This window comes from Sivoneniella epilithica UHCC 1019 (genome assembly GCF_040830845.1).
GTDB lineage: Bacteria > Cyanobacteriota > Cyanobacteriia > Leptolyngbyales > Leptolyngbyaceae > ULC077BIN1.
This window is the reverse complement of sequence record NZ_JBFPDP010000015.1, coordinates 64,587-78,134: the sequence shown is the minus strand read 5'-3', so window position 1 is coordinate 78,134 and position 13,548 is coordinate 64,587. Positions and strand designations below refer to the sequence as shown.

The 13,548-nt window shown below is 49.5% G+C and carries 11 protein-coding genes; 4 read left to right on the top strand and 7 right to left on the bottom strand.

Annotated elements, in window-relative coordinates:
- Window positions 1-8: 8 nt before the first annotated feature.
- The 3 genes from AB3R30_RS11555 to AB3R30_RS11545 form a co-directional block, all read right to left on the bottom strand.
- Window positions 9-407 (bottom strand): ExbD/TolR family protein, encoded by a 399-nt coding sequence (locus AB3R30_RS11555; protein ID WP_458649337.1) that lies wholly within the window; start codon window positions 405-407, stop codon window positions 9-11.
- Window positions 391-1,044, bottom strand: coding sequence for a MotA/TolQ/ExbB proton channel family protein (locus tag AB3R30_RS11550; RefSeq protein ID WP_458649336.1), 654 nt, complete (start codon window positions 1,042-1,044; stop codon window positions 391-393). The genes AB3R30_RS11555 and AB3R30_RS11550 overlap by 17 nt, the downstream gene beginning before the upstream one ends.
- 108 nt (window positions 1,045-1,152) lie before the next feature.
- Complete coding sequence (locus AB3R30_RS11545; protein ID WP_458649335.1) at window positions 1,153-2,457, bottom strand: ATP-binding protein; 1,305 nt, start codon at window positions 2,455-2,457, stop codon at window positions 1,153-1,155.
- A gap of 384 nt (window positions 2,458-2,841) precedes the next feature.
- Between AB3R30_RS11545 and AB3R30_RS11540 the strand changes: the two genes are divergently transcribed.
- Both AB3R30_RS11540 and AB3R30_RS11535 read left to right on the top strand, forming a co-directional pair.
- The gene (locus AB3R30_RS11540) at window positions 2,842-3,171 is read left to right on the top strand and encodes a type II toxin-antitoxin system RelE/ParE family toxin (protein ID WP_458649334.1); all 330 of its coding nucleotides are present in this window, start codon (window positions 2,842-2,844) and stop codon (window positions 3,169-3,171) included.
- Complete coding sequence (locus AB3R30_RS11535; RefSeq protein ID WP_458649333.1) at window positions 3,140-3,466, top strand: hypothetical protein; 327 nt, start codon at window positions 3,140-3,142, stop codon at window positions 3,464-3,466. Before AB3R30_RS11540 ends, AB3R30_RS11535 begins: the two co-directional genes overlap by 32 nt.
- 64 nt (window positions 3,467-3,530) lie before the next feature.
- Here AB3R30_RS11535 and AB3R30_RS11530 read toward each other — a convergent pair whose 3' ends face one another.
- Window positions 3,531-4,652 (bottom strand): potassium channel family protein, encoded by a 1,122-nt coding sequence (locus AB3R30_RS11530; RefSeq protein WP_458649332.1) that lies wholly within the window; start codon window positions 4,650-4,652, stop codon window positions 3,531-3,533.
- Window positions 4,653-4,714: 62 nt separating this feature from the next.
- Between AB3R30_RS11530 and modA the strand changes: the two genes are divergently transcribed.
- The gene (modA, locus tag AB3R30_RS11525; protein WP_458649331.1) at window positions 4,715-5,503 is read left to right on the top strand and encodes a molybdate ABC transporter substrate-binding protein; all 789 of its coding nucleotides are present in this window, start codon (window positions 4,715-4,717) and stop codon (window positions 5,501-5,503) included.
- Between the two features lie 86 nt (window positions 5,504-5,589).
- Window positions 5,590-7,431, top strand: coding sequence for a molybdate ABC transporter permease subunit (gene modB / locus AB3R30_RS11520; RefSeq protein WP_458649330.1), 1,842 nt, complete (start codon window positions 5,590-5,592; stop codon window positions 7,429-7,431).
- A 40-nt stretch (window positions 7,432-7,471) separates the two neighbouring features.
- Here modB and AB3R30_RS11515 read toward each other — a convergent pair whose 3' ends face one another.
- From AB3R30_RS11515 to AB3R30_RS11505, 3 genes are all read right to left on the bottom strand, one after another.
- A complete protein-coding gene (locus AB3R30_RS11515; RefSeq protein WP_458649329.1) occupies window positions 7,472-8,035 on the bottom strand; it encodes a Uma2 family endonuclease in 564 nt (187 codons plus the stop codon).
- 165 nt (window positions 8,036-8,200) lie between these two features.
- The gene (locus AB3R30_RS11510) at window positions 8,201-10,852 is read right to left on the bottom strand and encodes a CHAT domain-containing tetratricopeptide repeat protein (RefSeq protein ID WP_458649328.1); all 2,652 of its coding nucleotides are present in this window, start codon (window positions 10,850-10,852) and stop codon (window positions 8,201-8,203) included.
- Window positions 10,853-10,872: 20 nt separating this feature from the next.
- Entirely contained in the window at window positions 10,873-13,545 is a 2,673-nt protein-coding gene (locus AB3R30_RS11505; protein ID WP_458649327.1) for a two-partner secretion domain-containing protein, read from the bottom strand.
- Window positions 13,546-13,548 lie beyond the last annotated feature (3 nt).

Here is a 13,548-nt window from a genome sequence, read left to right as displayed (position 1 = left end):
GTGCTGGATTACTTGGGTTGAGTGGCGATCGCCAACCTCAACCCTGGAATTTGGCGCAGTTGATCCATCACTGCCACTACCTGACCATGGCTGACCTGCTCGTCGGCATTGATGATCACTTGGGCTGACTGAGTGCCAACTAAGGATTTGAGTCGGGGTTGAAGTTCCGACAACGACACCGTTTGGTTATTTAACTGAATTTGCCCTTGAGCATTCACCGTCACGGTAAAGCGTCCAGAATTTTGGGCTTGAGCCGTCGTCGCTTTGGGTAGATTGACGGGCACTCCAGTCGATCGCGTCAAAAACAAAGACGACATCATAAAAAACGTGAGGATTGCAAAGATCACATCGATCATCGGTACGATGTTGATCTGAAATGGCAAATCTGGCTCATCCGGTAGACGCATAGGACGAAGGCGCTCCTTGTTCGTAATATCGCCGATAGAGCAATTCTAGCTGTCCGCCGTATTCTTGAATCAGGGCAATTTGCCGCAAATATAAGCCGCGAAAGGTATTGGCAAACAGCAGCGTGAAAATGGCGACTATCAATCCGGCTGCCGTAGAAACCAACGCTTCACTAATACCAGCGCTGACTCCCAGGGTGCTGCTGCCAGACAGTTCTCCCAGTTTTAAGGACGCAAAAGAGCGAATCAACCCCAGCACGGTTCCCAACAAACCCAAGAGTGGCGACAGGCTAATGATGGTTTCAAATACGGTGTTGAACCGCTTGAGTAACGGTATTTCTGCCTGAGCCGAACTTTCCAGGGCTAACCGAAACTCTTCAGGATTGGGGCGATCGAGTTCTAATGCTGCCAAAAAAATTCGGGCGATCGGCAAATCTGTATTTTTCTCCAGCTTCAAAAATGCATTGCGGGGATTGTGGCTATACAGGGTCAGCACTTCCCGCGCTAGCCGCTCTTGACGACGAGTAATCTTGACCCAAAATATCACTCGCTCCAAAATTAATGCCACTGCCAGCAGGGAAAACCCCAACAGCGGCAGCATGACAATTCCACCCGCAGTTACCCAACTTCCAACTTGCATATGTTATTTAGACTGTAATCAACTAGATGTTTAAAGGTATTCAGTAGATGTTTAAAGGTATTAAGGAATAATCAGACCATAGCTTAACAGGTCGGTTGTCAAGCGGAATCAAACTGTGGCTAAATCCGCGCGGAGGAAGTCGACGAATTGTCGGGCAGTGCGACCCGATCGCCCATTGTGACGAGTTGCCCACTGGAGCGCTTGAAACTCTAGATCGTCTGAGCTAAGGGAAATATTGGTTTGGGCGGCAAGATGATGAACGATCTGTAAATAGGTGGCTTGATCCGGTGGCTCGAAGGTTAGGGTTAGCCCAAAGCGATCGCTAAAGGAAAGTTTTTCTTGCACGGTATCCCAAGCGTGAATTTCATCGCCATCTTTGGGGCGGGGGCGATCGCCAAAAAACTCGCGAATCAAATGCCGCCGATTGGAAGTGGCATAAACCACTACATTTTGCGATCGCGCCGTCAAATTTCCTTCCAGCACTACCTTTAACGCTTTGTAATCGTCCTCGTCTTCTTCAAACGACAGATCATCCACAAAAATGATGAACTTTTGCGGCAACGGGCGGAGTTGATCTACGATCGCAGGCAAGTCTCGCAAATTTGACTTGGCAACTTCAATCAAGCGCATTCCATCCTGGCTGTAGCGATTGAGCAACGCCTTCACCAACGACGACTTGCCCGATCCCCGACTGCCATACAGCAACACATGCAGCGCCGAGTAGCCTTTGAGTAAAAACTCGGTGTTTTTCAACAGCGCCTCTTGCTGAGTGTCATAGCCCACCAAGTCACCCAGTTCCACCGGATCGGCGTGAGCAATGCCCATGAGTTCGCCCTGATGCCATCGCAGTGCTGCATATCTCGCCGCAATTCCAGTGCCATACTGATGATAATGGGCGGCAAACACTTCTATTCCCTCTGCCCAGTTGGTACGTTCTAGCTGAAGTTTGACAGGTGTTACTGCTGAATCGCTGGATGGCTCCCAGGCGATCGCCGGGAAAGAAACTGGCGCGATCGCCTCCACCCAATTTCTCAACTGCACTTCTCCATACTCAGACAACTCTTGCAGCACTTGCAAATCGTGCCGCGCCGCCAACACTAAGGCTGGCGACAATTCCTGAAACTCTTTTTGCTGCGCCTGTTGGGTAAATGGGTTTTCATCTCGCAAAACGCACGTAAGTAAAAGATCTTGCCAGGATTGCTCCGCCTCTACCAAACAGCGCAACCAGCGTCCGTAAGCATGAAGACAATTCAAAACCTCTGCTCCAACCTTTGCCTGAGCAGTGTGAATCGCTTGCAGCAATGCCAAAAAAGCTTGCCCTGCTTCCTGCTCAAAATCAAACACCGATTGATACACCAACAGAGACGCTGCTTTTTGCAGCAATTGAAACGCAGACAACTCAGGCGATCTCATTCCCACACCCAATCTTAAATAGCCTTCTCATCATCCCGTAATTTTTGCGTTCCCGAACCTACAAAAGTCCGTAGCGTGGATAATGCTTATTTGGGGGACGGCGATCTCTTTACCAGTGGCTAAACGCTATTTCTAGCTTGTCAACCTCCATACTTCAATAAACTTAATAGTAGTTGTGCTGTTCTTATATCCTGCACTGCTATAAGCAGCAACAAGCTTTGCAGTCTTGCATTGCAGGGCATAAAGATTGTTGCTATTTAATTTATATATATGTTAAAATTACGCTCGTATGTATCTCGTATGTATAATGAGGCGGTAGCTGTGCCTTATATCCAACCCATGGCACATGATAAAGTACCCTCGTACTAATTGAGAATACTGTGGATGGAAGCGCAACCTAGACGAGTTTTCTTTACGCCTCAGTTTCTAGAATGGCTGAGTTCTCTGCGCGATACTAAAGCTGCTGCAAAAATTAAGGCCAAACTTAAGCGTGTGGAAGAGTCAGGAAGCTTGGGAGATTGGAAGTATCTTGACTCCGGAGTTAGTGAGTTCAGGCTTGGTGGTCGTGGCGGATATAGAATTTACTTTGGAGAAGTAGAGGAGGGCATTCTAACTCTTAATGGAGGGCATCACGATACCCAGAGCCGTGATATTGAGCAAGCAAAAAGGCTTTTAGCAGATTATGAACAGTGCAAAGGTTTCACAGAAGATTAGCTTCCACGATTATCTGATTGAGTCACTTCAAAAGCCTGAGGAAGCGGCGGCTTACATTGCAGCCATTTTGGAAGAGGAAAACCCCGAACCGACTTTACTGAAAAGTGCTTTGCTGGATGTGGTAGAGGCGTTTAGCAAAACTACGCTGTCATCTGAACAGGCTGAATCGCAACGACAAAAGCTAGATGATATCCTATCCCAATCAGGCAGTCAGGCAATTTATGGGTTAGCGAGTTGGTTAGGTGCAATGGGTTTACAGCTATCTGTTAACGTTCAGAATCAAGACGATCAATAGAATTCAGGTGTAGCTGAGCGACGATCGCACTCATGCTGCTTCACCCAGTTAAGTAAAAGCGTAATCATTTTTGTCGTCGTGAAAACTTGGCTCCACGATATTGCATCTGTCGTTTATTGGCATAATGCCGCGCAAACTTAGGAATATCGCCTTTATGCCCCATGACGATGAGCGTATCGCCTTCTTCTAAAAAGGTTTCGTTGTCGGGGTGGATTACGGTTGAACCCGCCGCTTTCCGGAGTGCCACTACGACAAAAGTGCCTTTGCCGCGCACTTGCACACTTCCTACCGTTGCCCCTGTCAGATTGGAGCCGGGAGCAATTGCCAGTTCTTCAACCTGGATGTCAATTTGAGCCAGCAGTTCATTCAGGCTATTGCGCCCGTCATCTTGCTCCAGAAAATCTCTGGCGGCTGGATGTGTAATCATATGGGACATGCGAAGTGCTCCGATCGCCGCTGGAGAAACAACGCGATCGGCACCTGCCTGCAATAACTTCTTTTCTGTAGAAAGATACTCGCCTCTTGCCAAAATAATTAGCTGAGGATTCAAGCCGCGTGCGGTGAGTGTAATGAACACATTAATGGCATCATCAGGCAAAACCGTTGCCAGGTATTTTGCTCGCATAATTCCGGCGGCTTCTAAAATATTTTCATCCGCAGCGCTCCCCATCTGGACTAAAAAGCCTTTGCTTTCTGCCTGCGCTACCCGATGATCGTCATTGTCAATCAAAACGAAAGGCTGGTGAGCCACTTCCATCTGATGCGCTAAAATTTGCCCAATGCGACCATAGCCACAGATAATGACGTGGTCTGTTAGCAGATCAATTTCGCGCTTCATCCGTCTCACTCCCAATACTCGTTTAATTTCGCCTTCGGTAATCATTTGCAGAAAGCCGCCCAAAATATAGGCAACTGATGAGCAGCCTGAAATAATGACTGCCATTGTGAAAATTCGCAGACTAGGGGTCATCGGTCCAATTTCGCCAAACCCCACCCCAAAAATGGTGATGATCACCATATAGATAGAGTCTAGCCAGTTCCAACCAGCTAATCGATAGCCTACGACTGCCACAACTAGGGTGCCTGAGAAAAAGCCCCCGCCGACTAACATTCGCTTTAAGGAGCTTTGCATGATATCGCCACCATTAATCCAAAAATCAGCCGCACCCAACCGATGATGAGGCAACTATCAATCTTAAGAAGGTATCTAATGTTACATACGACAATTGCTCGGCGAGGAGTGGAGGGATGAAACGCAGGCTCAGTTTTATTTTTATTGTTGGAATGGCGCTGGCGATCGCGTTGACTGTAAGCAGATTTAATCAATCTGTGGCGATCGCGCAAGCCAGTTCTCGACTGGTTGTGTCTGCGGCTGCCAGCCTAACGGATGCCCTCCAAGAAATTTCCCTCCTCTATAATCAAACTCAGCCAAACGTCACCCTGCGCTATAACTTTGCCAGTTCTGGCGCACTGCAACAGCAAATCGAAAATGGTGCCCCAGCCGATATTTTCATTGCTGCGGCTGAGAAACAAATGGATGCATTGCAGCAGAAAAACTTGATTGAGACAGGCAGCAGCCGCAATTTGTTGACGAATCGGTTAGTGCTGGTGGTGCCCAAGACTAGTACAGGAGTAACTAATCTCCAAAGCTTGAAGGATACTCGCGTCAAACGAATTGCGATCGGTAATCCGCGTAGCGTTCCAGCCGGACAATACAGTGAGGAAGCCTTAAAAAAGCAAGGATTATGGAACTCATTACAACCCAAATTTGTGTTAGCAAACACTGTGCGTCAAGTGTTGCAATTTATAGAATCAGGCAATGTGCAAGCCGGTCTAGTGTATGCCACTGATGCAAAAACATCTAATAAAGTGAAGGTGGTTCAGGTGATTCCTGCCAATTTACATACGCCAATTGTTTACCCGATCGCCGTAGTCAAACGTAGCAAAAATCAAACTGCTGCACGAGCTTTTATTCAGTTTTTATCAAGCAGCAAAGCCAAAAAAATATTTCAAAAATATGGGTTTGGAATTAGCTAGTTTTGAGTTCTTAGTTTTAAGTTTTGAGTTGTTCTAAATCAATTTATTTTACCGATCGCCTCTTGCCTATAGCCGTCTCATTGCCCATGACAACGATCGATCTTTCACCCCTTTGGATTTCGCTGAAAGTTTCGACAGTCGCGACCGTAATCACCTTCTTCGCGGGAACTGCCGCTGCCTATGGATTATTGGGCTATCGAGGAAAGTGGCGATCGCTACTCGATACCCTGTTCATCTCGCCTCTAGTGCTGCCGCCGACCGTCGTTGGATTTGTTTTGTTACAGTTTTTTGGCAGCAATGGCTGGGGTGGACAACTGCTGCGATCGCTGAATATCGAGATTATTTTTACCTGGTATGCCGGGGCGATCGCCGCCACCGTCGTTACCTTTCCGCTGATGTATCGGACAGCCCTGGGAGCCTTTGAGCAAATTGACAGCAATCTACTCCATGCCGCCAGAACCCTAGGCGCTTCGGAATTCCGCATTTTTTGGCAGGTTAGCCTACCCCTGGCACTGCCCGGAGTCTTAGCAGGCATAACCCTCAGCTTTGCGCGTGGATTGGGGGAATTTGGCGCAACCTTGATGCTAGCGGGCAATATTCCCGGCGAAACAGAAACCATTCCCCTTGCAATTTACGCCGCCGTAGAAGCAGGCGCAACCGATCAAGCCTGGTTTTGGAGCCTGATCATTTTGTCCATTTCCCTCGTCGCAATTCCCGTAGGAATCATTGCCCGAATCGCCACAATTAACCTCCTCACCACTGCCCCTCTTACCCCTCCACCTCTCCACCCCTCCACCTCTCCACCCCTCCACAATTCAAAACTCAAAACTCAAAACTCAAAACTTACCCCTCCCCTTCAACCCTCTCTCACCGTTGATATCCAAAGCTATCTTGCCTCCTTCTCCCTCCAACTTACCTTTGACACCGATCGCCACCCTTTAGGAATCCTAGGTGCATCCGGCGCAGGCAAAAGCCTTCTATTGCGTTGCATTGCAGGCATTGAAACACCGGATCACGGACGCATTGTGCTAAATGGGCGAGTCTTATCCGACTCAAAATTAGGGATTAATATTGCTAGCCGAGATCGCCGAATTGGCATCATTTTTCAACACTATGCCCTGTTTCCACACCTGACCGTTGCCCAAAATGTGGCGTTTGGATTAGCTCCTAAGAAAAACTCGCGACACCGCATAGAAGCACAATTGCAAACAGTGGAACTGACCGGATTGGGCGATCGCTATCCCCATCAGCTATCCGGTGGACAACAGCAGCGCGTTGCTCTGGCAAGAGCGTTGATTTGCGACCCTGATGTTTTGCTGCTGGATGAACCATTTTCTGCCTTGGATACCCATCTGCGCTTTCAAATGGAGCAAGAACTAATCGCCACTTTAAACACTTACTCTGGGATCACTTTATTTGTGACACACAACTTGGAAGAAGCCTATCGCGTTTGTAAAAATCTGCTGATACTGGAGCAGGGTAGGGCGATCGCCCATGCCGATAAACACACCATTTTTGAACATCCCAATCTTGTTAGCATCGCTAAACTAACAGGCTGCAAAAACTTCTCCCGTGCTAAGGTGAATGGCTTTCAGCAAATCGACGCGATCGACTGGAACTGCACTCTCCAAGTTATAGATCCCCCACCTGCACACTTTACTCAAGTTGCCATCCGTGCCCATCACCTTCAGTTTGTAGATCCTGACCTGACACCCGCTCTCAACACTTTTCCCTGTTGGGTTGCGGCAACTAGCGAAACACCCCATCGCATGACGGTATTCCTCAAACTCCAGTCGGCTCCACTCCATGCAAGTGACTATCATTTGCAAGCAGAAGTGTTTAAGGAAAAATGGGAAACCTTAAAAAATCAACCGTTGCCCTGGTACGTTCACTTCAATCCCCAACAATTGATCTTGTTAGAAGACTAGATAAAAGGGGCGATCGCGGCATCTTGCAAAACATCAACTTTTACTCCAGAAGCCAGCCAAAGACTTCGCCCAGGGTTAGCGTTAAGCCCGTGACAAATGGGGGAACAGGCAAAACTGTAGCTGGATCTTCAAAGGCGGCGACTTGCTGACCAGGGGAATAGACTAAAATCAGGTTTTCTTCTGGGTCAATCAGCCAGCCGAGTTGAGTGCCGTGTTCCAAACAGTGCAGAATGTTCAGCGCCACACGATTGGCGTTCTGGTCGGGGGAAAGAACCTCAATCGTCCAATCAGGCGGAATCGAAAACACATTGGCGATTTTGCCATCAGCTTCACGCGGAATTCTTTCTGGAAGAAATACTGTGACATCAGGCACGGTCGATCGCCCTCCAAACGTACACCGTAGCTCTGGATAGGCTCTCGCAACCTTTTCAGTTTTGAAAGCAGCATTAATAGTACTAACTAATTCTCCCTGAATTGCGCTGTGGTGTCCTTGGGGCATTGGCTTTTGAATGATTTTTCCGTCGATGTATTCACTGGCGGGTTTGGTTTCTGGCAATTGCAGAAACTCTGCCAAGGACACTGTTTTTTCTGGGGTTTGAACCATAGTTCGCTCCATAAAAAAATTCTTATACCAGTTTTAGATAGAGGATGCGACAAACCTTAGTTTGAAACCGTGACTGAGTAAAGCTTCTACAATTCAAAACTCAAAACTCAAAACTCAAAACGGTATTACTCGCTATGCTAACTTGCTACATCTTAAAAAATTCAATCATTCTGCTTCCCCAATGAGCGTAAACGCTGCCCAGTCGAGGGGGCGAGGATAGGTTTTCATGGTTTCTAGCATTGCCTGCCGCAGTGCTCTAGCTTTATCGGGCTGTTGCTGCAAGGCTTGATAAAACGCTACCATCAACTGCGCCGTGGACGCATCAGGAACTGCCCACAGGCTGACTACTACGCTAGGAGCGCCAGCGGAGATGAAGGCACGGGATAGACCCACTACGCCATCGCCCGTAATTCTGCCGCGTCCGGTGTCGCAAGCACTCAGCACAACCAAGTCTGCTTTGAGGCGCAAATCTAAGATTTCGCTGGAGGTCAATAAGCCATCGTTGTTGGAGTCTGAGGCAAGGGCGATCGCCCCTGGAATGCCGACATCTCCTAAATCTTGACCATATTCCAGTAGTCCATGGGTTGCCAAATGCACCCGTTGTGCCTGGGGGAGTTCCTGCACAATCTGGCGTTCAGTGGCTTGATTGCCAATTAGTGCTTTTGTTTTCAGCAACTCAGCGATCTGTTGGGCTTCTTGTTCGGAAGACGGCAAAGGCGATAGGGCTTCGGTGCCGACAACGGGCATGGTAGGATTGCCCACAATCAGCGATCGCCCCTTGGTTTGACCTTTTTGCTGCGCCAATCGCTGTTTGCGGGTGAGGTCGAGAACTTGAATGGCAGGCGCAGTCAGCAGGGTATGCTGCTCAATTAAATAGGTGCCATCTGCGGTTTGCAAGGCTGGAAAGGGCACCAAAAACAGGGATTCTTGAGGAATAAAAACAATTCGGGTATCTGATTTTTTGGGTAATAAATCAGCAATTGGGCTAATTAGCAATTGGTGAAGCTTTTGCATTGCTGGATTTCGCGATCGCCGAGGAGCGTTGGCAGCGTTGGCAGCATTGGCGGAGCCTTTTGGAACGAGAATTGCCTCAATCTGCTCAGAAGATTTTTTGGGGGGAGCATTTGGGGGAGCATTGAGTAGCTGGTTACAGTTCGCAGCAGGATAGAGACATTGACGACTGGCGCTCACTAATTTGGCTAAACTAAGGTCTTGCTGCCAAAGCGGTTTCAGATCAACCCGACGAAAATCGACCTGACCAGAGGGCTGCACGACCCAAACCAACAACTCCGATTCACGGGCGCGTTGCTTACCCCGAAACTTGAAGTCGTCATCCGGCACGATCGCATATTCCACCAGCACTGCTTTTTGCTGACGAGCAACCGCTTTAATTTGGGCAATGGTGAAAGGAGGGGCGAGGGGCGAGGGAGGCGAGTTTTGAGTTTTGAGTTTTGAGTTTTGAGTTTTGAGTTCGGAGTTCGGAGTTTTGGGTTTTGAGTTTTGAGTTTTGAGTTCGGAGGGCAGAGTTTTTTCTACCGCCTGTCCCCTTTTTCCTATTCCCTGTTCCCTATGCCCTTTCCCCTGCTTTCTCGCCAGCAGTTCCACAAACGCTCTTGCCCGTCCCTGTTCGGCGATTTCTAGGGCGGCTTCATACTTTTTGGCGGCAATCAGAACTTGCTGCAAAAGGCTGTAGGTATGCACTTGGGTATCAAAAATGGATACTCGGTAAAGGTCGCTGAGTCCGGGGCGGAGGGCATCAAGTTGAGTGACGGCGGTTCGCAAGGTGGCTTCGGCTTCGGCTAGTTTGCCTGCACCAAAAAGGGCGTGCGCTAGGTTATTTAAGGCGGTGCCTGTGGCTTCTGGATCATTGAGCGATCGCCCAATTTCTAGACTTTGGCGATGATGGGCGATCGCTTTGGGAAAGTCTTTTAAGTCGTCATAGGCAAGCCCCAGGCTGCCGAGTGCTTCTCCGGCTAAACGACGATTGTTGAGTTGCTGGGCGATCGCTAAACTTTGCTGATAATAGCGAATGGCATCATCCCGTTTTCCTAAGCTGTGGGATGTTGAACCCAGGTTAATCAGGGTGCTGGCTTCTCCTGCCGGATTTTTGATGGCGCGGTGAAGATCTAAGCTTTTTTGAAAGGTGGCGATCGCCGCTTCGTCTTTGCCCTGGTTGGCATAAACTGCTCCCAGATTCCCCAATGAGATCGCGGTTCCGGTGCGATCTCGCGATTCTTCCGCTAACTTAAAACTCTGTTGATAGGCGATCGCGGCGCTGTCATAGTCACCTACGGCTTCAAAGGCGTTTCCCAGATTTAGCAATACCTGCCCCAAGCCAGGGCGATCGCCCAATTGCCGCATCAGCTTTCCCGCTTGCCGATGGGTCTGAATTGCCTGCCCGTAGTTGCCCAGCATTTTGTAAGCAATCCCTAAATTGCCCAGTGCCCTAGCTTCACCCGATTGATCGTTGAGCGATCGCGCGATCGGTAAAACACTTTCTAATACCTCTATAGCATCTCGGTAGCGTTCTCCCGTAACATACGCCATTCCCAAATTGGCAAGCGCTGTGGTTTCTCCTTGGCGATTGTTGACTTGTTGATAGGCAGCCTGAGATTGCTTCCAAGTCGCGATCGCGGTGTCTATTTGCCCCAGTTGATATTGGCGATCGCCGGCTTGCAAAAGCTGATCCGCAGAAATTTCTTTGCCCCCCTTGATAAGGGGGGGTGGGGGGATCTGCTCAGCGCAAATCACTAATGGGCTGAGGCAGCATAAGACTGTTGAGATCGCGCTCAAATAAACAGCAGACCAATTCCTCATTGCAAATCTCTCAGGAGTTTTTACTTAACCGGCGATTCTCCCAAAATCCTCAAAATTTGGGCATCATCTTGAGGCAAGGCACAAGGATTAGTGCGATCTCGGGGGGTAGAACGATTTTGAGGATCATCCGCTGCAACCGCGATTGTTGGCGCACAGGTTAACCCTTCCGTTTTGCGCTCAAACCCCCGTTGCAGCGTGTCTCCGACTGTTTCTGCTACTTGAACTCTGGGCGCAGTTGATACAGATGCCGTAGAATTACTAACTGCCCCGCCTCCCGTAGTGGGAGCGATCGCCGGAAACACTCGGCTTTGGCTAGAGCCATACAGCGTAGTATTGGTGCCAAAGCCCACGTAGATTGAACCTGCTAAACCGCTAATCGTGGCAGGAAAATCAGCAGTCGGGTAGGCAGCCGTATAGATTTCATTGCGATACAGCGTTGTGGTTACCGGATTAAACGTTGCCGCAGTCACCGGGATGAAATTTCCTCCAACTTTAGTCAAAAATAGATCGGGGATTCCAGGCACCAATTTGCCAGTGACCGTCGGTCCTACAAAGAACGCACCATTGCCACCTTGAACCAAAATGCGCCCCTGAGTTATGGTGCCTGTGCCATCCGTTGCCACGATCGGAAAGTTGCTATCGATTAAGGTGCGAGTGGCTCCACCATAGCGAATCGTTACAGGCGCATTCAGAGAACCCGCCGGAGCATTATTGCTTTGAGAAGCAGCAACACTGTAGATCAGAGGCTTACTTTGATTCGCTGCCCCAAATTCGTAATGCACGTTGACGAACTGTCCGGCAGCCAGCGTGATGCCTTTTGATTGCAAAAATGCATTCAATTCTGGGCTATCTTGTGGGCGTTCTCGCAAAAAGACATTGACACGCTCGATTCCCGTTCTTGCCTGGAACAGTCCTGCTGCATTAATATCAACCCCGCCTGAACCCGAAGAAATAGCTTGGACAAAAATATTGCCTTCAGTGGAGGTCAGTTTAACTGCTGCCGGAACGCCGACCCCATCGTTCACAGCCACATTACCCTGAATCACTAAATCGCCTTTGCTAGTCAGATTAACGATTCTGTCATTGTTGTTAGACACATTACCCGTTAGAGTCAGTGCGCCATTGATAGACAGTGGAGCATTGACATTAATGGTGGTGGCAGTGAGGGCTAAGTTGCCGGGGTTAGGGTTGAGGGTGGCATTCACGGGTTGATTGACCGCGATCGCATTATTAGCGGCGATCGTCACATTACTGCCATTCAGCAGTTGCAGCAGTTTGGCGGTTGAAATCTGGAAGGTGGTTCCGGCTCCTCCATCTCCCGCTAAGATTTGTCCATCATTTAGCTCAGCGTCATCCGTGCCCACTGCCCCAATTAAGACAACATCTGGGTCTAGCAGCAATTGCCCGGATTGTCCGGCAGGGGCAGTCACATCCACAGAGCCGTCAAACGAGAGAGATTTCCCTGAAACCTCCACAAAGCCGCCATTTCCAGACCCTGCCCCACCCTTTGCAGCGATCGTGCCTTGAAAGCGAGTGGCGCTATCTGCCCAAACGATGACCTTGCCACCTTGTCCGGTTTGTAACGCACTTGCATTCAGCGTAGAATCGCGGCTGACAAAGGTTTGTTGGGCATTTGGCACGGTTCCTTGCCCCTTATAGTCGCCTCCAATTAGCACCGTGCCGCCCCCGTTGGTGCCAGAGGCGTTAATCGTGGCGCTGATCACTCCCACGCGATCGCCCAAAATCTGCACATTGCCGCCTGTGGTGCCAGATACATCAATTTGGTTGCTGGCGATCGCCACTGCTGCATTGGTTGGAATCGTGATACCCGATGGGGTCAACTTCACCACCCCGTTTTCCACCGTCAGTCCCGTAGCATTTTCCACCGTGCCGCCTGTCAGGAGTTGGGGCAACGATAAGGGTGGAGTGGTCAATGGATTGACTGTATTCTTTACGGCTAAGGGCAAGTCATAGCTCAAGATGCTTCCTGTCGAACCCACGCGGACATAGAGATCGCCAGGAACCGCCGCTAGAGTTACCGTGCCGCCCGGAGCCGTCAGGGTGCCCGTGTTGACCACAGTGCCGCCGAGCAACGTCAGGCTTTGTCCTTGCCCAACTGCCAAGTTTCCAGCATTGACGATTGCGCCCGGTTGCAGCGCCGAAAACACAAAAGCGCTGGGTGTGCCCACCAATGCGGCATAGTTGTTCACTCCCATGGCGTTGAACCATTGACCCGGCACTCCAGTAATTCCTGGACGAAAGCCGATCGCGTTGGCGGTGGTGGCGGTAAAGGAACCAGGGACATTCAAACTGGCATTGGCACCAAACACAATGCCAGCAGGGTTCATCAAATATAGGTTCGCGTTGCTGCCTGTGACCTGAATTTGTCCATTGATGATGGAAGCGTCGCCGCCTGTGACTCGTCCGAGAATGTTAGCGATCGTCGGATTGGAGAGAAAATTCGCAATCTGTCCCGCGTTCAATCCAAACTGCTGAAAGCTATGAAACAGGTTAGAACCCGCTTGAGTGCCGCCCGTAATATTAAAAGTGTTGCCAGCTTGTTTCACTCCCGTATTGGTTCCATCCGGGGCGATGGTAATTTGTGCCAAAGCAGGAGGCTGAACGAACTCAAAAAATGCCACAGCCAGCAATAATTGCGAGATCGCGGTTCTACTTCTCTCAATCCTATTCATCTC